The following is a 21,646-nucleotide window of genomic DNA, read 5'->3' as shown; positions in this document are numbered from 1 at the left end:
TACGATGACGGCGGGCTTTTCCGACATCAGGGACCCCCTCTATCCGGTACGGGAATCCAGGCGCTACTACGCCGACCGGCTTCCCCGAATTGCGCGGGAAGTCGCCGGAAATGTCCGGGATAATGTACCTGCCGAGCACGATTTGGACGCTGGGGATGGTCTTGAATTCGAGCTTGAAGCCGACGGACAAGGCGACGAGGGACCGGGGAGATGGGCTCCGATAGGCAGCCAAAAAGGTCTTCCGACCGGTCCCGTGGAAGACCTTGATCCATTCCTCCGTACCATGGAAGGGCAGTCGCCAGACGGCAGACATCGCGTCCGTGATGGCGGTGACGGGACGCGTAACATCGGCTTCGACCTGACATTCTCGCTGCCGAAAGGAGTGTCCCTTTACGTCAACGCACTTGAGGAAACGGGTCGGAAGGAGGCGGCGGACGCTATTCGGAAGGATGCCCAGGACGCGGTCATGGAGGCGCTGGACATTGCCCATGGTGAGGGTGTCTTCGTCGGCCGACGCGGCAGTGCGAGAGGCGGCACGCTCCGCCGGGAGGTTGTCTCCGGCGTCCCGGCAACGCTTTGGCATCACAAGACCAGCCGCTCGAACGACGATGCCAAGCAGGCTAGGGGCGACCCTCAGGAGCACATCCACGTATACATCCCGAACGTCTCCAAGCGCATTGATGGCACGTTCGGGGCGCTGGAAAGGGCTCCGATTGCCGCCGCGAAAATGATGGTCGGAGCGCTTTTCCGGACAGAGCTGTCAAGCCGCCTGGCCAGTCGCGGCCTCGCACTGCGCGAGGAGGGAAGGGGACAGTTCGACGTCGACATCGCGCGTCAGGTGACCGAGGCCTTCAGTACCCGGCGGCGGAAAATCCTCGACGTGGTCGAGGCCGAGACCGGCGAGCGCCGTACTGATGGGCGGAGGGCGAGGCTTGCGGCGAAGGTGGCCATCGACACCCGTGGGTCGAAAGAGAAACTTCCGCCGCTTCCCGAGATGAAGAAGGAGTGGACCGGCCGGCTTTCGAAGCGCGGGGTGGCCTGGTCCGACATTGTGCGGGAGGCCGAGCGCGGCCCGGTCGTCGCCCGGCCGGCATTGGGCCGGGATGCCGGGCGGCAGGTGCTGGCGAAGCTGGACCGGGGCGTCCTGGAGAAGCAGGACGTCATCGCTGCCGTCGCGGCGAATGCCTGCGCGGACGGGTCGCTGAACGCTAGGGAGGCCCTCAAGCAGGCCAAGGAAATGATGCGTGCGCTGCCGCGGCTTGACCGGGGGCGGAAGGCCAAGGCAATGGGTTCCCCTGTCGCGGCCGAGCGCGAACTGCGCATCCTCCAGGATTCCATCGGACGCCGAAACGAACCGAGCCGTCTCACGGCGGCCGACGCCAGGAAGGCGGCTGTTCGGCTGGACGATATGCTCGAGGGGACGCATGGACCGGGCGTCCGCGCGACGGACCGACAGCGGGATGACCTGAAGCGCCTGGTCTCCGGTGCCGGCGGGGTCCAGGTCCTTGCCGGCCCGTCCGGGTCGGGCAAGACGGATGTCCTTGCGGCGGCCGCACAGGCCCATCGGGACGCCGGCTACCGGGTTACCGCCGTGGCGACCAGCTGGAATGCCGCCGAGTACCTCGCGGATAGGGCCGGCCTGCGCGATGCCAGAGCCCTTCAGGGCTTCGCGGGCGACCTGTCCGCAGGCCGGTTCAGCCTGCGCAAGGACGACGTGGTAGTCGTCGACGACGCCGGCAGTGCGTCCGTCGAGGATCTCGGTACGCTCCTTTCGCACGCCTCGAGGGTCGGCGCGAAGGTGATCCTTTGCGGCGATGAGCGGCGTTCGCCGGAAAAGGGCAACCTGGGTGCCGGCTTCCGCACTATCGTCGAGGCTGCCTGGGCGGACCTGGCGGCGCGCGACCAGCGCATGGAACCGGGTCTCCGCCGCACGGCTGTTGACCTGAGTGCCGGGCGCGTGACGCGCTGCCTTGAGCGGCTAATTGACGCCGGGAAGGTCGAGGCGGTACGCGAGCCCCACGCCGCGCTTGAAAGGGCGGCGAAGCAGGCAGTCGACTGGATCCTTCGGGACGTCCGGACAGGGCGCCCCGAAAAGGAGGCTTGCAGGGAGAGCCTGGCCATTTGCCGGACGCACGCGGACGCGCGGCGCGTGGCGGGCGACATCCGGGCTCGCCTGCAGGACGCGGGGATCGTCGGGCGGGAGGAGATCGGCATTCGTGCCTGCGGCGGCGAGGTCGGCAGGTACCAAGTCGAGCACGAGCTCAAGGTAGCAAGGGGAGACAGGCTCGCGCTGCTGGAGCAGCTTCCGGGGAAGGGCCTGCTAAACGGCGATGTGCTTCTGGTCAGGGGTGCGGCCAGGGACGCCGACGGCGTCGCCTTTCTGGACGTGTATGTCGAGCGCGACGGCAGGCGGATGTCCATTGTCGAGGACGACCTCGCGGTCGGGAACCGACCTCTTCGGATGCAATATGCGGCCGCCGTATCGGCCACGGCTGCAAGGGCCATGTCCGCTGACCGCGTCGTCGTCGCCGCGGATCGCTTGGTCGATCGGGAGAAAGCTGTTGCTGCGCTCGGGCGGCACAGGGTGGAGTGCCGGGTCGTCGTGGCGCTTGACCGGTCTGCCGCCGCCGACCTGTCGACCAAGGACGGGAAGCAGGACGCGCTGCGGGCCTGGGCGGGAGAGTGCCAGCGCAAGGCCGACAGGATGAACATCGCCGACCACCTGACCAGGTCGCAGGTCCTCACATGGATCCGCAAAGGGGAGATCGCCGCGATGCCTGGCCTGAAGGGCCCGTCGTTGGAAGACCGGGCAGGGGAGGGGGCCTTCACCCGCCAGGACGCTGCGCGGATCCGGATGGCGGCGGAGAACGTCCGACGGCTAGGGGCACATGACGCGGCCGCCCTCGTCGATGCCGACCGGCGGCTGGCCAACGCCGCGCATTTGCTACGCGCGGCGGATCAGGACCGGGAGGTGGCGCTAGAGCGTCCCGCCGCGCCAGGGAAGCCGAGGGAGGAGCAGCAGCGGGCTGTCGATGCCGAACAGGCGAGGCAGGTCGGGGAAAGGCTTCGGGAGATGGCCCTGCAGCGCGAGCGTGAGCGCGACAGGGGCCCGTCCATGTGACCCGCGCAAGGCGCTTCAGCGCTGAGGGTGCCGAGCCGCGTCCTTCGTCTCGTCGCGGCGCGGAGGAGGCGGCTGCGGAACGGATTGCCTATCGTTCGGACCTTGATCTTCCTCGCGCAGCGGGACCGCTGCAGCGTCCGTCGTCTTCGTCTCAGCCTGGTCGCCGTCGCGCATGAGGAATTCGAGGTCGCCGAAATCCGGGATTGCCGCGCGTTTGGCGTGGCCTCGCCTGACCTGTGCGAGAATGTCGGGGGTCTCGGTTTTGTCAGTCGCAACGGGCACTTGCCCGACCTCTTCCTCCGGGGGCGCGGGCTGCACTTTTTCCGCCTTGGCGCTGGCTCCGTCGATAGGGACGGGGAGTAGGACGACCGTTCGGCCTGTGCCTTCCCCGACCGGCTCAGCGCCGGTAGGGGAAGGGCTGGAAGCCCCGATGTCGATGATCCCGTCCCATGAGACTTCGGTCCGGTGGCTGCCGGCCCCCTGGATAGAGCGCAGGGTCTGTTCCGCGAACGGCCGGGCCTCCGGTGCGATCCGGCCCGACTTGAGCAGCAGCTCCAGGGCCTTGATGGTCGGTGTGTCCCGCTTCTCGTCGGTCATCGGGAACCGTCCGTGCGGCTTCGTTCGACCTGCCTTGCCCTGTCGCGGGAGTCGATCTCCTGCTGGCGCTGCAAAGCACCCCGTGCCTCGGCTTGCGCCCTGTCCTTCTGGCTCCCTTGGCTGCCGCCGACCGCCGCTTCCGGCTTCTTAATCATGGAGTCGAGGTCGGCGAGCGCGTCGCGCCCCGGCACCTGCTGACGCTGCTGGCCGGCGTTCTCCTGCGACGGCGGCTTTGGAGGCCTGTTATCCGTCGCCTGCGCGTCGCGGTGCCAGTGCCTTTCCCTGTACACGTCGGTGAACCGGTCCCGCTCATGCTCGTCCAGCCGACCGATCTCGCCGGAACTGCGGGCAGCCAAGGTAGGCAGCGGCCCGGTGGGCAGCGGCACGTTCCTGTCGAACTCGCCCTGCCTTGATTTCTCGGCGAGCTTGTCCAGCATCCTCGCGCATTGCGGGTCGGCGCGCAGGAAGTCCCTTCCGGCAGCGGCCATCCGCTCGGATGGCAGGGGCTTGGAGAAGGCCTTCTCCAGCTTGGCCTTCCGCGTCAGGTCGGCGTCCATGTTACCCGTGAACAGGTTCGCGACGCGGTCGGCGGCACGTCCCGTCCAAGAGCGGTTGTCGTACCGTTCCCGGAGCGATTTCAAATCGCCGCGGGCATGGAGTTCATGTTTTTGGGCCTTTTGGATGTTAGCGAGGACCCGTTCGCGGTCCTCTGCCATCGTCGCGACGCCGAGCCTCACGTCCTTGGGCAGCAGTTCGAAGCGCTCGATGGCCATGGCCTTGCGCTCGATTTCAATGGAATGGCTGGAACTGATCGGTACGTGCTTGTCCCAGGCCCCCCGGCCGTAGGCGTCCTCCCTAACGGCGACGGCCGCACGGCCCGACCGGCCATCCACTTCCCTCAGCAGGTTCTCGCGATCGACGCGGTTGCCTTCCCGTTCCTGGAAAGCCAGCTTGGCGGTCTCGCTGTCGGGACCAATCCTATCGAGAAACTTCCCAAGGTCGGGATGGCGCGCGAACCGGTCGTACAGCCTGGCCCGTTCCGTCACTTGGTCGCGTTCTCGCTGGATCGCCTCGCGGGCCTCCCGCACGGCGCGGGCGTCCTCCTTGGACCCGAATGACACCGTCCGCAGGGGAATTTCGATCCTGTCGACACGCCCGGGCACGCGCGGACTAACATCTGCCCGCAGCCGGTCGAATGCGTCGGAAATCACCTCCTTCATGGGAAGTTCCCGAACGGGGGTGTGGGCTTCCGTCCCGCCAAAACCCTCACGCTCTCTGGTCAGCGTCGCCTTCTCGGACTTCAGTGTCCGGAGCCTGTCGCGGAAGCGCTCCTCTTTCTCCGCGACCCAGTCGATGTTGACCGGGTCCCCCCGTCGGCGGGCAGCTTCCCAGGCGGCGGCGAACTCTCGGCGGGAGCCATTCCGCTTGCGGTCCTCGATCCCCCGTTCATTGCGGATGGCGTGATTTTCCGCACTGTGCTTTTCGTCGGGAGCGGATGAGCGGGCACGGGCCGCGGCGCGGCGGAGATCCTCGACCTCCCTCTTCGCCTTTATTACATCATCCTCGAGGAGATGGAGGTCCTGCACCTTGCGGTTTGCGGCTATCGGGTCCATCGCCATCGCAGGCTCATTGTTCTTCACCGGTTGCGATGCCTGCACGCTCCTGTTCAACTGCTCCGCGGCTTTGTTCCTGCTGAGGACCGCGGTCTCAAGCGCCATTTGATCGGTAATAAGCATGTAGTCCGGGATGCGCTTCCCGCTGGCTGCCCTGTCTAGCAAGCCCTTCCGCAGCTCATCCATCCCCTTGCGCCGAGTTGCGGTACGAAGATCGTCGCCTTGGCGCCGTTCTTCGACTGCCTCGTCTTCCTGGGGCCGTGCCTGCGCCACGAATGGACCCGGGCGCCGGTCCTCTTCCCGGCGGGCGTTCGCCAGCGCTCGATCTTCCTCCGCCCGCTGCCGCAACGTTTCGCTGTCCGGCGCCCCGTTGCGGATATCCTCCTTCAGGCGGTCCGTGACGATGCGCACGTCCTCGCGGGCACGCTCATCGACGGTCTGTTGCGAGGGGGCCCGCGCATTGTCCGAATCCTCCTTGGCGCGCCGCTCGGCAAGAAGGCGATCTTCAATCCTCCTTGTCTCCTCAACGGCCCGGTCCTCGGCGAGCCTGTTTTCCTCCCTCTCCCGGAAAGCCGTTTCAACCCTCAGCACCTGGCTTTCGAGTTTCTTCCAATCGGTCGTGCCGGCTTCCCCACGCTCGACCTCACCCATCCTTGCCTCGTCGCTGCTTCGCCGGAGCTGCTGGAGGTGACGGTCCTCCTCCGCCCGAAGCGTGCGGAGTTCGACGTCCTCGGCGCTTCGGCGCTCGGCCTCTCCATTGTCGGCTTTGCGGCGCCGGTCGTCGTTCGCGCGCCTTTCCGCAAGGCGCGTATCCTCAAGCTTCCAGCGCTCCCTTCGCGCGGCATCCTGTTCAGCCCGCAGCGCGGCGATGGCTCGCTCGCGCTCCTGCAGGGTCATGTCGACTGCGCCGTCCATGGTTCAGGCTCCAAGATCGATATGAAGGGTTGTGAGCTTCGTTCAGGCCGGGGTGCCGGATCGCTGCGATGCCCCCGCTGCCGAGAGAAGCCACAGGTATGCCTCGGCGGTCTGGGCGAACAATGCGGTGTCCGACGGATCGGAAACGGCGTTTGCCAGCTCGGGATTGGCCGCCGTGAGCGCCACGACCTGGGTAAGATGCGACGGAAGCTCGTTCGCCGACGCCCGCTGTTGTTCCAGCATGCTGTCGACGACGTCGATCGTCAGGAACCTGATGCCCCTGGTGCTGTCTTCCGACATATCCCGGCCGAAGGGCAGGAAAGTCCGGTACGTGGCCTCCATCTCGGACTCGATGGATTCCACGTAAGCCGTGAGGTCTTGGAACGGCACCAGACCGGCGGCGCGAAGCGGTTCCAGCAGGCGGGACACGTCGCCGAAGCACTCCATCGCCTTCTCAAGGATGGAAGCGCGCCCGCCCAGGGACGCCCAGAAGCCGGCGTAGTCGTCGCGCGCGATGAGCGCCTCGACGTGGTACCGGGACCAGCCGGCGTGGACGACCTGGCGCCAGAACATCTGCACGTCGGGATGGCGGGACCTTAGGAAGGCGTCCGCCACGGCGAAGGCCGCGAGGTCGTCCACGTTCAGGACATGGTCGCGCACCAAGTCTTGGTCCTGGGGACGGGAATGGCAGGGATAGCTTGCGGGGTTCATTCTCTGCTCCTGCTGGGGTACCTCGAAGGAAACCGGGGAAAGTGGCGTTGTCGGGGCGGCGGAGTGCCGTTATTCTGGCGGATCTGCGATTGCCGCGTTGAGATGCGCGAGGTGGAGCCAATGGACGACGGCGTCGTCGAACAGGCACCGCATGAGCGGCTGGGCGTCGAGCGCCGATACGCGGGCTGCAAGTGCAGGGTCCGCGTCCAGGACGGCCTGGAGGTCGGCATGGTGCGACGGCCTGCAGACGCGCAGCGACGCTTCCGGCGCGGCTATACGCTGCGCGGCGACGTATCCCAGGCCTATGGCGAGCGGGGGGCCGTCGTCGTCTAAAGGGGAGGGGCTCGCATTGAGCGCTGCCTGGAGGGCGAGCGCCCGGGCGCTGTGGTGCTGGTGGATGCGCTCCATCAGCCTGGGCCCGTACACGCGCTCGCCGAGCCTTCCGGCACGCGCCAGGAGGGGGCCAAGGGTGCAGGTTGTCTCGAAGGCGTCGAAGCAAGCCTGCCAGATTCGGAAACGGAACGGCTGCCGCTGCACCGCAGCCAATGTCGCCTCTGAATCGAACTTGGCTGAATCTGAATGCCGGGAGCCGTCATCCCCAGACGAAAACAGCCCGGCTGCCGCATAGTACATGCACCGGACGAAGAAAATCACGTCTGCGTCGTCGGACCGCAAGAGAGCCTCTGCCAACGCGAACTGCGCCATGGCGTGGTCGGGCGCCATGGCGGATGCGGAAGCCGCGTCCACGCCAGCACCCATCTGGCGCGAGCGCGCCAATCGCCTCGCCTCGCTCAGCGATCCGTTCCAAGCGTTTAGCAATTCCGGAGAAGGGGCATCCGGCCCATCAAACACTATGGCCATGTGACAATGTTTCCATGAAAACATTGAGCATTTGTTTCATGTAGCATTATTTTAGCGGATGTTCAAGGAAGAAATTCCCTCACTTTCGCGACATGCAGAACTTATCCCCATTCTGCGGTTCAGTTGGTCGCGCCTTCCAGGTCTTCCGACTGGTTGGATTCCAGGTCGGTCCCGGCGCATTGGGCTATTCACAGGAGGGGATCGCCCAGCCGGCTAGCCAAGTGCCGGTGGCTGGAAGCCTGCCATCGGCACTCCGCGCCTCCGGGTTCGGCGCGCATGCGCGCCGGGGATGGCGCTGCGCGCCATGGGCCGAGAGGAGAAGGGTTTTGGAAAGGCTGGGGGGCTGCCAGCCCCGCCCGAACTGGGCGGGGAAAGGGTTGAGCCAACCTGTGTTGTGATGCCGGGAGCCCCGGCTACAAGTCCAGCTTTGCCTGGGGAGTTCCTGCTTCCTCCGCCTCGTTTTCGGCCGCTTTCCCCTTGCCGCGGGCCTGGCTGCTGCGTCGATCCCCGCCGAGCTGGGGAGTGAACGCCGGATCGATGGGGCTTGCGGCCAGCGCCCGGACGGCCCTGGCGGTCGCTGGCTTGGGGATGCCCTCGACGGCCCACCGCTGAGCCGTCCGCCGACCGATCCCAAGTTCCCGGGCCATGGCGCTGATCCAGCCGAAGCCGCCGTATCTTTGAATCCCGATCCCTTCCAGTTCCTCAGCGGACATGGCGATGCTCGTGGGAATGTCGGCTGGGCTCGGCACGGCGATCCTTTTGCTGTCGGATAAGACTATTCGCCTAGGCTAACGGATCGGTTTCGCGGTGTCAAGTTCAAGTTATGCCATTATGGCATAGGTTGGTCTATCTTTATGCGCCAAAATGGCCCAATTAGATATTGCAATATGTGCCATTATGGCGCATCTTGTTTCTACGATCAGTAAACGGGGTGGCCAGAAGGAATGCTGGCACTCCTACTTTTCTCCACGATTTCGATGTCGCCGCACTGATCGTGGCGGCCCTCGCGGCCGCACAACGCGACTCCCCTGCACAGGAACCCGTCATGAACTCGTCGTTCCGCATGTATATGAACCTGCTGGTCTTCCTCGGTGGCCTCGCCGTTATCGGCCCGCCCGCTGCGAACGCGATTGCCCAGCTGGCGCCCGTCATTATCACCGTGTCGGACGCAGTCCAGCGCAGCCAGTCGGCGCCTTGGTCGCTGGACTCCATACGGCCGCGCTGAACCGGGAGGATCGAAGATGACCAGCGATACGAACCGCCGGGAAACATGGGCGGCTACCAGGATGCTCAAGCATGCGATGCCGGACGTGGCGAGCATCCACTCGGCCCTGCCCCTGGAGGACAGGCGCGAGCTGTTCAGGAACGGTGTGATGGTTTCGCACCTCGTTATGATGTGCCGTGTCCTGGACGCTGCCCGGATGCGGAGCGTCGGCAGCAAGATTCCGCACGGCATCCTCCTCGACGATGCGGTGTCGTTGCTCGACCCGGAGGACGCCCGTGCCCTACGCCTCGTCATGAGCGTGCGGAGGGCGTTCATCGACGCGGCAGGGATGAACTGCCACGGGAAGGCCACCCGACACAGCTTCTCCAAGACGGGGATGGCCCTCTGGGCCCGCGCCGATGAGCTCGCCGACGCTTACTACGATGCACGCTACGACTTCGGCCGGCCTTCCCAGAGGCCAAGGGCGGCATGATCCCTGCCAAGAGGCAGGTTACCGTCGGAGCTTAGTTGCGAGCCCTCCAACCTCTTTGAACCGGCTCCGTCATGTGGCGCGTCCGTCAGAGGTACCGGCTCCACCAGTGCGCGCTGGAGCTCGAGCTGCTGGAAATCGGCTCCTTGCTACGCTGAAACCCAACGATCCTAACGACTTCACGGAGATGAACCATGTCCGCCATGATGATCTTCCTGCGCATCGTGCACTATTCCGCCGTCGCCGCACTCATCTTCGGAGGTCTCCCCGCGCTGATGCGCGGCATCTGACCCTCCGATTGTCTCTCGATGTCGCGGGCTGTTTTCCTACCCCTGTTTTCCTGCCCCACCCGCGACCTTTCCGACCCCCCCCTCAAAGGGAGCAGGAAGAATGAGCAACGCCCTGTTCGGTGCCGCCGTCGCCGCATTTCTTGCGATCGCCGCACTTTCCGCCTCCGTGCCCGTGAAAGCCGACACCATCGGCTTGACCGTTGCCCCCACCCGCCTCCTGATCGGCGAGAGCCAGCGCCCCGGCGGTACGATCCTCGTCGCCAACCGTAGCGACCGCCCGACGCGCTTCCGCGTCCAGCTCCGGCCCGCCGTCGCCGGTGAACCCGATCCCGGCGGCTGGATCAAGGTCGCCCCGCGGTCGATGGTCCTGGCTCCCGGCGAGGCGCAGACCCTACGCGTGATCGCGCACGTACCGCCGGATTTTGCCGGTGAGCGCCGTGCGTACGTCGCCGTCGTGCCGTCCCCGGTCGAGGAGGCACAGGCCCAGGGCAGCGCCAGCCTGGACGTGCTGACCGCCCCCGTGATTCCCGTCATCATGCGCGCCGGAAATCCCGAGGAGCCGACGATATCGGTCGAAGCGCCGGCTCGGGTCGATAAAAACGGACTGGTTGCTGTCACCGCGCGCCGCCTTGCAGGGCCTTCCGGGATCAGCAGCCACGGCGACGTCGCAGTCTGCGACGCGGCGGGCACCATCGGACGGATCAACGCGACGACCATTTGGCCCGAAGTCGCGTCCCGGGAATACCTCCTGAAGCCCACCCGCGAGGTGGCCGGCGCCATCTGGGCCATGTGGATCCCCCGTAGGGACGGCGCACCCGTCCAGCAGGCCTGCCGGAAGGCCGTCGCCCCGCAGGGCCGCTGATCGGCGCCTGACAAAGGATGGAGGCCCGGATGCTCGTATTCCGCGCGATCCTGATGGTCGCCCTCGCCGCGGCGGTGATCATCCCCTGCATGCTGCCCACGAGGACGGCCTGGCCGTCCTTGGACGAGGCGGACCCTGGCCTGGCCAGGAAGTTCAACCTGGATCCGGCCTTCACGTACCGATCCCGGCCCGACCCCGACGCGCCCGTCGTCGCACTCCCGAAACGGAACCATCCCGTTTACGCGATCGCGCTGGTCGAGGACCGCGTATGGATCGGCCTCGAGGACGCCTCGACCGGCCGGTTCGTCTGGATCGAGGAGGACCTGGTCAGGCGCCCTCCCGACCCGCGCTGATCCCTTCCCGACGCCACCCTCGCCCAGCATCCCGCAAGAGGCTCCGCCGTGGATCGACGCCGCCATCTCCATGCTCTCCTCGTGGCCAGCACCTGCGCCGTTGCGTTCCCCGCCGCAGCCGCCGCGCAGGACCGACCCGGTTTCTTGGCCCCGACCGATGACATCGCCGGTGCCGTGGAGTTGTCCGTCGACGGCTCGTCCGTCGGCTTGGTGGAAGCCCTGGTCGCCGAGGATGGCGAGCCCTACCTGCCCGTGGCGGTGGTCGCCGGCCTAGCCGGGCACCGCGTCCTTTCGGAAAGCCGGGAGGTCGTGGAAGGGCAGGGCCCGAAGGGTCGCTGGCGCATCGATGCACGCCGCCTGGTCGCCGATGGTCCGTCCGGAGCCGCCCTCGTATCGGTCGGCGACGTGGCCACTTCGTCCAACATGTTGTTCGTCCGCCAGCCCGTCGCGGCCGCCGTCCTAGGCTTGGAGATCCGCTTCGACCGGCGGGCCATGACTGTCACTATCTCGACCGGGAGGACCGCGCCCCGGCGGCTGCGCCGCGAGCCCAAGCTACCCGTCGAAAGGGGCCGCGAGGTCGCGGCGCTGCCCAACGTGGAGGTCGGAGCCGACGCCGATACGTCGGGCCGCCTGGACCTGCGCTTCGCTGGTGCCGGCTACATCCCCGCCGGCAGGCTCTCCGCCTCCGTCCTCGCCTCGGCCTCCGACACCCTCGGCCGCAGCCTGTCCAGCGCCCGGCTGACCGCCGAGGCTCGCGATCTCATACCCGGTTCTTTGCTCCAGGCCGGCGACGTCCACCCCTTCGCCGGCACCCTTTCTGCCCCTGCAGGCGGCGGCCTGGGCCTCTACCTCCGGCCGGACCTGTCCAACGCCCGGTCGGGCCGCATCCCGTCCGGCGACGCCCCGGCTGGCTGGACCGCCGAGATCTCCACCCCCGCCGGCATTGCCGCGACGGTCCCCGTGGACGCCTCCGGCCGCTGGACGGCGCCCGAGGACCTCGCCCTCCTGCCCGGCCAGCAGGTCCAGGTCGCCCTGCGCGGCCCNCTGGGGGCGACGCTGGCCCCTGGCGAAATCTCCTATTCGGCCGCCGCCTGGCTGGACGACGGCCGGCTGCTCGACCTGGTCCAGGGCCGGTCGGGTGCGCTCGCCGCGTTCGGGGAACTGGAGGCGGGCGTCCGCTGGGGTTCGCTCCGGGCCGGGCTCGCCCATCGTCCCTTCGACGAGGGCAGCCGCCGGGAACTGTCCGCCGGCCTTTCCACCGGCGCCGGTCCCGTCGGGCTCGAAGCCGACCTCGGAGCGGCAGACACGGGCGCCGTTGCGGGGCGCGTCTTGCTTTCCGCCGTGGCCGGCGGATGGTCGGGCATGGTCGACCACCGGCAGGCCTCGTCCGGCTGGGCCGTGGACGGCATGGACCCGGCAACCTCCCAGACTCGCGTGCGGGCCGCCGGCCGCCTCGGCGATCTAGCACTGTCCGGCACGTTCGAGCATCGGTCCGGGTCGCGCGACGTCGTCCAGGTCATGGCAGGAAGGCAGGTCGGGCCGTTCTTCGCCCAGGCAGTCCTCGAACAGGGGAGGTACGGGCAAGGTCTCCGCTTCGGGCGGACGCTGACTTGGTCCACGACGATGGCAGGCGGCCCCCTCCTTGTCCGTGGTCGCTACGTAGGCCGGGAATCCTTTGTAGACGCAACCTGGCTGGGTGCCGACGACGCCCGCCTGTTCGCGGGCGCCGGCAAGACCACCTCCGGCCGCTTCCGGGCGCACCTTGGCGGCAGCCAGGATATCGGCGGCTGGAGGGTGTCCGGGCAACTGGAGCGCCAGTCCGGCTCCTGGGGCCTTCGGGCAGGCGTTTCGACCTCCTACGGCCGGGATGGCCTGGTCCGGCCCGCGAGGGCGGGTGAGCTGTCGCGCCTGGTGGTCCGGGCCTGGATGGACATGGACGCCGACGGCCGCCGCGATCCCGGCGAGCCCGCCGTCGAGGACGGTGTCGCGGTGACGGTCGGGAATACCGCGGGAAACCTTCGCGCAGGGGAGGCGTCGTTCCCGGTTCCGGCCAGCAACATCCGTGTATCGTTGGCCGCCGAAGGCATCACCGATGGCATGGTCGCTGCGGAACGCCCGGTTCGCCTGGTCGCCGTCCGCCCCGGTTCAACGACGGTGGTCGAGATCCCCGTCGCCCCCGCGGGGCTCATCATGGGCCGCGTCGAGGGAGAAGGACGCCTGGCGGGCCGGCGCGTGGTCGCCCGTGGCCCCGCCGGCCGGACGCTCACCGCGGCAACCGACCCAGACGGCGAATATCTCCTCGACGGTGCCGTGCTCGGCCCCTGGACCGTCGAAATCGACGGCCTCCCGCCCCAACGGGTCGTCCTCACGCAGGACGATCCCGCGCCGGACCTCCGCCACCGGCTTTCCCCCACGGCGGAATCCTCCCACATCACCACCGAGAGCCAACCGCGATGAACAAGATGAAGCGCCTTTCCACCCTCCTCGCCGCCTCCCTTCTGGCTACCCTGCCTGCCGGCTCCGCCCTGGCCGCCGCCGGCATCGGCATCCCGGCAAGCATCACGATCGTTCCTGGGCTGACCATCGGCTCAACGACGCCCCTGGCGGCCGGCTCGATCAGCAAGCCAGCCAATTCCAGCACTACCGATTACCTGACGGTCGGGATCGCGGACGGTTGTGTCCCCGATATCAGCGCCGGTGCCTCGCTGTCGATCCTGGGGACGCCGACCCTGGGGTCCGCGACCATCACCGGCACCCCGAACGCCGCCATCACGGTGACGACGAACAGCAACAGCTCGACGAAGAACCTCGCCGGGCCGTCCGCCATGGCGATGGAGATCAACCTCCTGGAGGCTTGCCTGGACGCCGGCACGCCCGTCGATGCCGGCGTCAACCTCACCGGTACGATCGGTGCCGGCGGCTCCTCTACGCTCAAGATCGGCGGCAAGTTCACCATCACCGGGACCCATCTGGACGGGACGTACAGCGGGTCGATCATGGTCATGGTCGAGTACGAATGATGGGAAGAGGCCCTGCCATGCCGCGCTTCCTCACCCGCCTACCGGTCCTCCTCGCGTCGGCCCTCCTCTGGGCCGCGCCTAGCCTCGCCGCCGACCCGGACGTTGTCCTGGACCAGGGTCTCTCCTTCGGGTCGGTTGTCCATTCCGGGGCGGGGACAGTCACGGTCGACACGGACGGCCGGGCGGCATATTCCGGCGGTGTCGAACCATTCCGGCAGGGCCCGATGCCGCGGGAGGGCAGGGCTGTCGTGGGCGGGGATCCCGGGCAGGCGGTCACGATCAGCGTCGCGGGCGGGGGCGGGACCGCTGCCCTCGGGGCTTGGACGATCGACGGGCTGGTGGTCGCTGTGGACGGCGTCCAGGCCCCCGTCGCGGAAAGGAGCGCCACCGGCGGGGTCACGGTATCGCTCTCGCCCATCCCCGGTGCTGTCGCGGAGGTACGGATCGGCGGCAGGCTGGCCATTCCCAGCAGTCAGGTGGATCCTGGCACGATGGTGGGGACCGTCATCGTCGAGGCGACGTACGAATAACCGGGCTTCGGTCATTGGAGTTCGCGAGGTCCGTGCGCTTCCTCGCCGGACCCGGCGGCGCGGGGGACACCGGCGGTCCGCATGGAGAAGCTCACCCTGCATTTGTCGGGCGGCCGCGTCCGTGGGCCGTGTCGCTGCCGCTCCGCGAGAGGGTGCGCTCCGCGCCCCCGCGGAAAGGGCGCGATGCGCCCTTTCCGGGCCGAGAGGTGAAGAGGGTTGGGCGGAGGCTGGCCTTTCGTTCGGGTGGGGGTGAGCCGGCGTTGGGGGCCAGGATGGCAGCAGAACGCTCTCAGTTCGTCGCTGGCTGGCTGCTAGGGCGGTGGTGGATGCACCCTCGTCTGGGAGGCTTTAGGCAATCCTCATGGGTTGTATTGGTCGATTTGGCTGGCCGAGCGGGCAGACGGCATTCACAGGCCGGTGTAGATCGGCGATGCCTGCATCTCGCGCGCGCGTGCGAGGGATTGGCCGGACAGCGCCTTGGGGGGTACCGGATCTGAGGAGAGTAGTGGTTGAGTCCATCCTCGGCCCTCCGGAGTGGGGGTATTTTAAAATCTAGCAAAATCAACAACTTATGAATTCTGGTTGCCCCCACACCATTTGACTGACGATACAGAAAAGCCATTAAATATCAGTTGGTTAGCCAAGTTCGACAGCGAAACGCAACCAGCACCCCCACTACCCCCTGCACTTGGGGGTACTTTTTGGCTTTTAATATCAATGCTTTAGCGGCGCTTTTTCCCTCACCCCCAAAAATTCCGAACCTACACATCTGCGTGCGAGCGCGCGACGCGGACGCGACGCGCATACGCGTGAGCATGCGCGCGTCGAGCGCCCGCGCGTAAGGGGGGGTATATTGCCGGGGGTTTGGGGGTATCTATCTATTTATTTTATATCTACCATAAAATATCCATATAAAACAATAACTTACCGATCTGCCCCAGTACCCCCAAACATTGGGGGTACGTTGGGGGTAGTGGGGGTGTTCGCGGGGGTAACCGCCAAAACCCTCAGGTCAGCCTCCCTCACACTCCCCACCTCTCGCGCCCGGTGCGCCCGCGGCGCACCTCTCGAAACCCCGCCCCCGTCTCTCTTCCGCTGCCGTCCAACCCTTCCCCAGCGTGGCCAGCCCCCCCCCCACGGCGCCTCCGGCGCCCACCTCTCGCCCCGGCCGCCCCGCGCGCCGCTGCCAGCCACCACATTCCCCCGAACCGCCCCCGCAACCCCCAATTCGCCCATAGGATGGCCGCCAGACGCGTCAAATGACGATTGAGACCGAAACCACGTCTTTTGCATCAGAGCCAAACCTCGACGATCTGAGAGGCACTTCCGAACCCCCGCCCCGCTTGGCCAAGATTCCGCAGCACACTAACTTAAGCCGCCTCACCCCCGGCCCGGCCTGCCCCATCCCGCCGACCTGGTGAAGCAGGCCGGCCTCCGCCGACCGCGCCCAGCCCCACCGCCCACCAATACCGCCCTCCCGGCTTGCCCGAACCTCCCGCCTTCACTTCCAGGCCCCATTCGCCCCAATTGTGTCAAAATCTAGAATCCTTGACATATCCGTCATCCTATGGTAATCACCGTATATCCAATCGAGGATTCCACCATGGCCGTCCACTTCCGCCTCATATGTGCGTGCTGAACCTGTCCCCCCGCGCGGCAACCGCGCGACAGGGAAAATCAGCTCGAGCATATGATGGATGGAAATGTACTGGACGACCCCGGCCGACACCTACGTCGGCGCTATGGACGGCCTCTTCGGCCCCCGCCCCGCCCTCTATTCCACCGCACAGGTCCTTGAAGCCGAGCGTGAGCTCGACTCCCGGGTCGAGACGATCGGCGACTATTTCAACCTGACCAGCGACGCCGACGCGTTCGCCAGGCTGTTCGGCACGCTTCGGGAAGTCCCCGACGACGGCTGGGCCCGCCACTACCTCCAGGCCGGCATGTTCCTGCTCGACGCCTGGTACTCGCTGTCCTACCGCCCGTCCATCGTCGCGGCGCTGGCCATCGTGGTCCGCCTGGCCCACCAGCGCGCGATGGAACTGCCGCCGAAACGGCTCCACGAACAGGAGGACATCCAGGTTGCCGCCATCGGGCTTCAGGTCATGGCGCTGCGGCTTTACGAGGACCTCCTGGTGATGGCGCTCAAGGACTGGGCCGGGAAGGGGACGGTCGAGCACTTTGCGCATTTCTTCGAGGTCTCCGTCATCGAATGGGAGCCGGAGCGGCAGATGGACGAGCTGCGGAGGACGCGGGCCGCCCTTTCCGACGCCAGCTTGACCCTGCTGCACACCCGGCCGCGGAGGCTTGTCGAGAACCTCCTGCTCCTCCTGTCGCCGAATGAGGAAACCCCGTCGGCGGCTTCCGAAGGCGACGCCACGCGTCCCGCCGGCAACCCGCCCCCCGACGAGGAGGAGGTGAACCTCGACGCCTTGCTCGCCAACCTCGCCGTGGATGCCTCCTCGGAGCCGTCGTCGGCACCCGCCGAGCCGGCCGTCCCTCCCCACCATGTCGTTCTCTCGCCGGGCTTGGTCCTCGCTTCCAAGTCGGCCGAGGGCGGCCTGGAGCCCTACGCCGTCCTGGCCCGACCGATGCCCCTGGCAGGCATCGGCCGGAAGGCCGACGTCATTGCCGCCGAGCTGGAGCGCTACGCTCCCTGGGCGACGGACCTTGCCTCCCATGTCCGCCGCGAACTTAGGCTGCGCGAGCGCATGGGCCACGAGCATCCCCACCTGCGGCCGCTGCTGCTGGTGGGCCCGCCAGGGAGCGGCAAGACCGCCGTCGCGGCCGCGCTGGCCGCGGCCATGGGCATGCCCCTTGAGCGCATCGACGCCGGCGGCCTCCCTGACAACCGTGACTTGGCAGGGACTTCCGCTGGATGGAGGTCCGCGCATGCGAGCCGCCCGGTCTCGGCGATCGCCAGGCTCGGGGTGGCGAACCCCGCCGTCCTGGTGGACGAGATCGAGAAGGTTGCGACGGGACCCATGAACAGGTCGGCGCAGGATACCCTGCTGTCCATGACCGAGCCGGGGACCGCCGGCAGCTACTACGACGGCGCCCTGCGGGCCCGGGTGGACATCTCCCACGTCACCTGGGTGATGACGGCCAACGACCTCACGGCCGTACCCAAGCCGCTGTTGAGCCGCGTCGCCGTTATCAGGGTCGACCGGCCCGGCCCGGCGTTCGCCGGCCGGACGATCGAGCTGGTCCTCGAGGGCATCGCCCGTGACATGGGCGGGACGGCCGCCATGCTGCCGGACCTGCCGCAGGCCGTGCTCGACCAGGTCGTGAAGCACTTCGCCGGCGGCGCCGACCTCCGCCGGGTCAAGGCCGCGCTGCGGGCCGCCGTTTCGTTGCAGATGGACGCCGCGGTCCTGCACTGACCACGCGGCGCGAGGAGGGAACCATGGAACTGGAAAGTCTTTCGTCAGGCGAGAAACGCCGCCTGTCGCGCATCGTGCAGGCCGTCGGCGTCCGCAGCCCGGAGCAGCCGGATGCGAGGGAGGTCCTGGCGGTGATCGCCGCCGTCGACGGGGGCAGGGGCGGGGAGCTCTCGCTCCTGCAGCGCAGCATCCTTTCCCGCATCCTGCAGGATTCCGAACCGTACGACTTGCGGTTCTTCCTTGGGAGCGACAAGAGGACGGGCCTGTTCCTCGCGGCGGCGGTGAGGCTGGAGCGGCACCTCAAGGTAGCTGCGTTCCAGGCCGCCGCGCTGCTTGAGTTCCACCCGGCCGACGTGTTCGCGATCAGGGACGGCAGGGATCCATGGATCGAGCCCTCGGAATAGGATGGGGGCTGGGAGTACGGGGGGAAGGGGACGACTGTCGTCCGTGCCATCAACTACCCGTCAACTACCGTAACAGGTTGTTTGGAAACACAAATGCGGTGACGGGAGTGCCGAGCGATTCCTCGCCGTCAACTATCCTGGTCCCCAAGGGGCAGGCTCAGCGACCCGGTGTGCCGTGGCTTTGCCTGTTGCGCCCCGCCAGCCCTGCCGGTCGGACCTGGCGGTAGGATTGGGACTCTTCGGCGGACCAGGGTGGGGCCTGGGCGCGACCAGATTCAATCAACTACCCATCAACTACGGTAACTCCCTGCCATTGCTGGCATATTGTCGCTCTTTCTCCTTTCGCCGTGGCCTTCCATCAACAAAACCGGGTCCGGGCCGGGTTCCGGCCAGGCTGGCCGCCGTCCCTGTCCAAGCTGTGGAGACGTTGCCGCCGCGACCGACGCGGGGACCCGTCAATCAGGGGGGCGCGGCTCCTGCCTGCACTCCCGGCAAGCGGCATCGGGGTAGTGGCGGAAGCCCAAGTGGAGGAGGGTGTCGCGCACCCGTTCGGGATGGCTGTGGCCGGTAACCCACGCTGGCGGCACGTCGGCGCGCAGAATGAAGTCGAGGGTTGTCACCGGGACATCGTTTGGCCGGTTGACCTTGATGCGGGTCCATTCCTGGAGCAGCGCCTCCGCAAGCTCCCTCCTGTCGTACTCGCTCGCTGCCGACAGCGGCAGCCTCACCTTTACCAGCGTGGGTGTTCCCCGACCGCGCAGTTCCTCACATGCGCCGAGGACGCCTACGACCCATTCGCTGCCATAGATCAGGTAGTGCCCAGCCTTCTCGACGAGGGCCCGGTCGTCAAGGGCGAGGTAAAGGCGGCCCGCGTCGCCGTTCCTGTGGGGATTCCGGGCGATCCGCGCCTCAATGTCCGGCCTGAACCTCGCGAACGCGTCCTCCTCCCGGACCATCCGCCGCACTTCTTCCTCCAGCCTGTCGGGGTCGTTCCTGAGGAGGCCGAGCCGAAGATACGTGCCAGCATCGGCCGTCAGGCAGCCGTGGTGCGTCTCGACGAACGCCGGTTTCAGGGCGCTGCCAAGTCGGGTGCCAACTTCCTCGACATCTATCCTGAATGCTTGCTGGGCTATGCGGGTACGCCAGTCGGGATCGTCCCAGTGAAGCCTTTTGGGCCCAAGGGCATTCAGATGGCGTATGCCTCGGTCGTTGAGATACGGGCTGACCCACCTCGAGAACGCCGGCACCCATGTCGACGGGTCCTTCCAGTCGATCACGCGCCCTTTCCACGACGCGCGAACCCGGGTGATACCTTTTCCCTCGGGTACCTGTGGAGCAGCCGTGCTCACTCCAAATTCTCAAAGGTGATTGTCGGGAATATTCGGCGGGCTATGAACACGCCAACAATCCGCACGCCGGGAAAGCGCTCTGACAGCTTTGTGTGCATCGCCCTGTAGTGGGTACCGACGGTCAAGACGTCGTCGACGATCGCGATGACCGATGGCGGTGGGTCCGCCAGCGCCTCGTCGATCCGGTATATCTCCAGCAGCTCCTCCACCGTCGTTCTATCACCGTCTCCGACCTCATGGGAGGCATCGGTTGACTCGGTCTGGACGATCAGCGCCCGAACATCGGGCCGCGACGGCCCGATGGACCTGCAAATTCGCTCAACCCTGTCGTCGAAGTCAGGATGGTCCTTCGCCTTCGAACATGGGACGGGAACCAGCGTGGCCTTGGCCAGCCATTTGGGATTCAGCGCTTCCGTGAGGTAGGCGGCGCACTCCCGGATCGCGTGCGCCTTGTACTGGTACCCAGGACGACCGGCCCCGCTCGGCTTCTTCTTCAGGTTCGAAATTAGCTGGTTCGTCGTGCTGAACGAGTATCCTTTGCGGGAGGTATACTCGAACAGGAAATAGCAAACGTCGTCCGCCGTTAGCCTGGAATGGTCATCACGGTTGCTCTCGTCGATCTCCCTTAGGCGGATTTGGTCAGCCAAGGGCGCTCCAGATGTCGTCGGGCGTCCGCACGCGGATTGCGCCCTCCGCCTCGAACCGGGCCGGCCAAGTGATGTCCTTCCGGTGGAAGCAGGAATCCAGGATGAACAGCTTCCGCCCCTGGTGGAGTGCGGCGCGGGCCTGCGTGAGCGTTCCCGAGGTCTCGCCGGCCTCGACGATGATGGTCCCCTCAGTCAGCGCGCTCATCGTGATGTTCCGCTCCGGGAAGAAGAGCCGGTTCTGCGGGGGGCCCTGCTTCGAGTAGCGCAGCACCGGGACCTGGGAGATGACCAGGTGCCGCTTGGCGATCTCTTCCTGCAGCCCGGCGTGCTCCTTCGGGTAGCACGTGCCCAACGGCGTACCGACGACGGCGATTGTGCGCCCGCCCGCCGCGATGGCTGCGTTGTGCGCGGCGGCGTCGATCCCCTTGGCCAGGCCCGACACGACCGTGAAACCGCGCCCGACCAGCTCGCGCGCCAACCTCTCCGCCCGCCTGACGCCGTCGTCAGAGGCCTGCCGGCTACCGACCACGGCCATGCACCGCGTTTCGCTGATCTCCCAGGTTCCGCGGAAATAGAGCATCTCAACGGGATGCCTGGCGTCGCGAAGCTTGGCAGGGTAGTCGCCGGCATGGTGGATGCGGACGCCGAACTGGTGGACGCCGGCATGCTTGAGCCGCTTCATGACCTCGGCGGCGCACTGGTCCGCGGTTCCTGGGCTGACGAAGTCCGAGGGCAGGGCACTAGGGTCGGTGGCGAACTTCTCCGCAAGCGTCTTGAACGTGGCACCCTTTTCCAGCCACAGGGCCTCGTAGGCCCCCATCTCGCGAAGCGGCGAAATCGGGGAGAGGGCGGGGCCGTCGTCACTCAGCGCAAGCCGCATCGGATCAGCCTCTCCACGGGGTGTGCGTTGGGGTTCACGATCTCAGTCTCCTTACCACATCGCTCCAGGTTACCGATATGGTTCGCGCCCGCCATAAGTTCGACATCGGCGTTGTGGATCTATTAACTTGTCTCAATGGCGCAGGCTCGCATATGGGCTGGATTCCGTCAATTCGCGCCCCTGCTACCGCTTCCGTTCGCCCTAGGCCCCTTGCGAAGAGCGGCACCGGAGAAGCGGTTGACGCTGATCCGTTCGCATGGACATCGAGGGCCTTGGCGGAGCAACAGTGGGAGGCTGTCCGGCCCGAGGCAATGCATCCTGCAGGACACTACGTAAATCATGCTGCATGGCATCGCGTTAAAGATGTTGCAGGCCGATGCGTCGATGACGCTGGCATCCTCAATGGGCTGGCCTTC

17 protein-coding genes are annotated in these 21,646 nt (G+C 66.9%); 9 read left to right on the top strand and 8 right to left on the bottom strand.

All coding sequences use genetic code 11. The features are described from left to right. Positions 1-4: 4 nt before the first annotated feature. A complete protein-coding gene (mobF, locus tag CHU95_RS03335) occupies positions 5-3,121 on the top strand; it encodes a MobF family relaxase (protein ID WP_094453727.1) in 3,117 nt (1,038 codons plus the stop codon). A 15-nt stretch (positions 3,122-3,136) separates the two neighbouring features. On the opposite strand, the gene CHU95_RS03330 is transcribed toward mobF, so the two are convergent. The 5 genes from CHU95_RS03330 to CHU95_RS03310 all read right to left on the bottom strand — a co-directional run bounded on the left by CHU95_RS03330 (position 3,137) and on the right by CHU95_RS03310 (position 8,531). Beyond that, positions 3,137-3,718, bottom strand: coding sequence for a hypothetical protein (locus CHU95_RS03330; RefSeq protein WP_094453725.1), 582 nt, complete (start codon positions 3,716-3,718; stop codon positions 3,137-3,139). Next, on the bottom strand, positions 3,715-6,246 hold the full coding sequence (locus tag CHU95_RS03325; RefSeq protein ID WP_094453723.1) for a coiled-coil domain-containing protein: 2,532 nt from the start codon (positions 6,244-6,246) through the stop codon (positions 3,715-3,717). Before CHU95_RS03325 ends, CHU95_RS03330 begins: the two co-directional genes overlap by 4 nt. 42 nt (positions 6,247-6,288) lie before the next feature. Next, the gene (locus CHU95_RS03320; RefSeq protein WP_133065406.1) at positions 6,289-6,909 is read right to left on the bottom strand and encodes a hypothetical protein; all 621 of its coding nucleotides are present in this window, start codon (positions 6,907-6,909) and stop codon (positions 6,289-6,291) included. 117 nt (positions 6,910-7,026) lie between these two features. Further along, on the bottom strand, positions 7,027-7,818 hold the full coding sequence (locus tag CHU95_RS03315; protein ID WP_094453719.1) for a hypothetical protein: 792 nt from the start codon (positions 7,816-7,818) through the stop codon (positions 7,027-7,029). A 413-nt stretch (positions 7,819-8,231) separates the two neighbouring features. Further along, complete coding sequence (locus CHU95_RS03310) at positions 8,232-8,531, bottom strand: hypothetical protein (protein WP_133065405.1); 300 nt, start codon at positions 8,529-8,531, stop codon at positions 8,232-8,234. A 332-nt stretch (positions 8,532-8,863) separates the two neighbouring features. Here CHU95_RS03310 and CHU95_RS22020 point away from each other — a divergent pair, with 332 nt between their 5' ends. The 8 genes from CHU95_RS22020 to CHU95_RS03265 all read left to right on the top strand — a co-directional run bounded on the left by CHU95_RS22020 (position 8,864) and on the right by CHU95_RS03265 (position 18,354). Then, complete coding sequence (locus CHU95_RS22020; RefSeq protein ID WP_133065404.1) at positions 8,864-9,043, top strand: hypothetical protein; 180 nt, start codon at positions 8,864-8,866, stop codon at positions 9,041-9,043. A 16-nt stretch (positions 9,044-9,059) separates the two neighbouring features. Beyond that, a complete protein-coding gene (locus tag CHU95_RS03300; protein ID WP_094453713.1) occupies positions 9,060-9,515 on the top strand; it encodes a hypothetical protein in 456 nt (151 codons plus the stop codon). Positions 9,516-9,902: 387 nt separating this feature from the next. Next, the gene (locus tag CHU95_RS03295) at positions 9,903-10,664 is read left to right on the top strand and encodes a fimbrial biogenesis chaperone (protein WP_094453711.1); all 762 of its coding nucleotides are present in this window, start codon (positions 9,903-9,905) and stop codon (positions 10,662-10,664) included. Between the two features lie 29 nt (positions 10,665-10,693). After that, positions 10,694-11,017: a hypothetical protein gene (locus CHU95_RS03290; protein WP_133065403.1), complete on the top strand. Its 324-nt coding sequence runs from the start codon at positions 10,694-10,696 to the stop codon at positions 11,015-11,017. A gap of 2,453 nt (positions 11,018-13,470) precedes the next feature. Beyond that, positions 13,471-14,037, top strand: coding sequence for a DUF4402 domain-containing protein (locus tag CHU95_RS03280; protein WP_094453705.1), 567 nt, complete (start codon positions 13,471-13,473; stop codon positions 14,035-14,037). A 17-nt stretch (positions 14,038-14,054) separates the two neighbouring features. Further along, positions 14,055-14,567 (top strand): DUF4402 domain-containing protein, encoded by a 513-nt coding sequence (locus CHU95_RS03275; RefSeq protein WP_165771981.1) that lies wholly within the window; start codon positions 14,055-14,057, stop codon positions 14,565-14,567. Positions 14,568-16,270: 1,703 nt separating this feature from the next. Beyond that, positions 16,271-17,950 carry an AAA family ATPase gene (locus CHU95_RS03270; protein ID WP_165771980.1) on the top strand — a complete coding sequence of 560 codons (1,680 nt, stop codon included), beginning with the start codon at positions 16,271-16,273 and terminating at the stop codon, positions 17,948-17,950. A 23-nt stretch (positions 17,951-17,973) separates the two neighbouring features. Further along, positions 17,974-18,354: a hypothetical protein gene (locus CHU95_RS03265; protein WP_094453699.1), complete on the top strand. Its 381-nt coding sequence runs from the start codon at positions 17,974-17,976 to the stop codon at positions 18,352-18,354. 455 nt (positions 18,355-18,809) lie between these two features. On the opposite strand, the gene CHU95_RS03260 is transcribed toward CHU95_RS03265, so the two are convergent. The 3 genes from CHU95_RS03260 to CHU95_RS03250 all read right to left on the bottom strand — a co-directional run bounded on the left by CHU95_RS03260 (position 18,810) and on the right by CHU95_RS03250 (position 21,230). Then, entirely contained in the window at positions 18,810-19,631 is an 822-nt protein-coding gene (locus CHU95_RS03260) for a hypothetical protein (RefSeq protein WP_094453697.1), read from the bottom strand. 68 nt (positions 19,632-19,699) lie between these two features. Next, entirely contained in the window at positions 19,700-20,350 is a 651-nt protein-coding gene (locus CHU95_RS03255) for a hypothetical protein (RefSeq protein WP_094453695.1), read from the bottom strand. After that, positions 20,343-21,230, bottom strand: coding sequence for a DNA-processing protein DprA (locus CHU95_RS03250; RefSeq protein WP_094453693.1), 888 nt, complete (start codon positions 21,228-21,230; stop codon positions 20,343-20,345). The genes CHU95_RS03255 and CHU95_RS03250 overlap by 8 nt, the downstream gene beginning before the upstream one ends. Positions 21,231-21,646 lie beyond the last annotated feature (416 nt).

Origin of the sequence: Niveispirillum lacus (genome assembly GCF_002251795.1) — a bacterium.
GTDB lineage: Bacteria > Pseudomonadota > Alphaproteobacteria > Azospirillales > Azospirillaceae > Niveispirillum > Niveispirillum lacus.
This window is presented reverse-complemented; position numbering and strand designations above follow the sequence as displayed.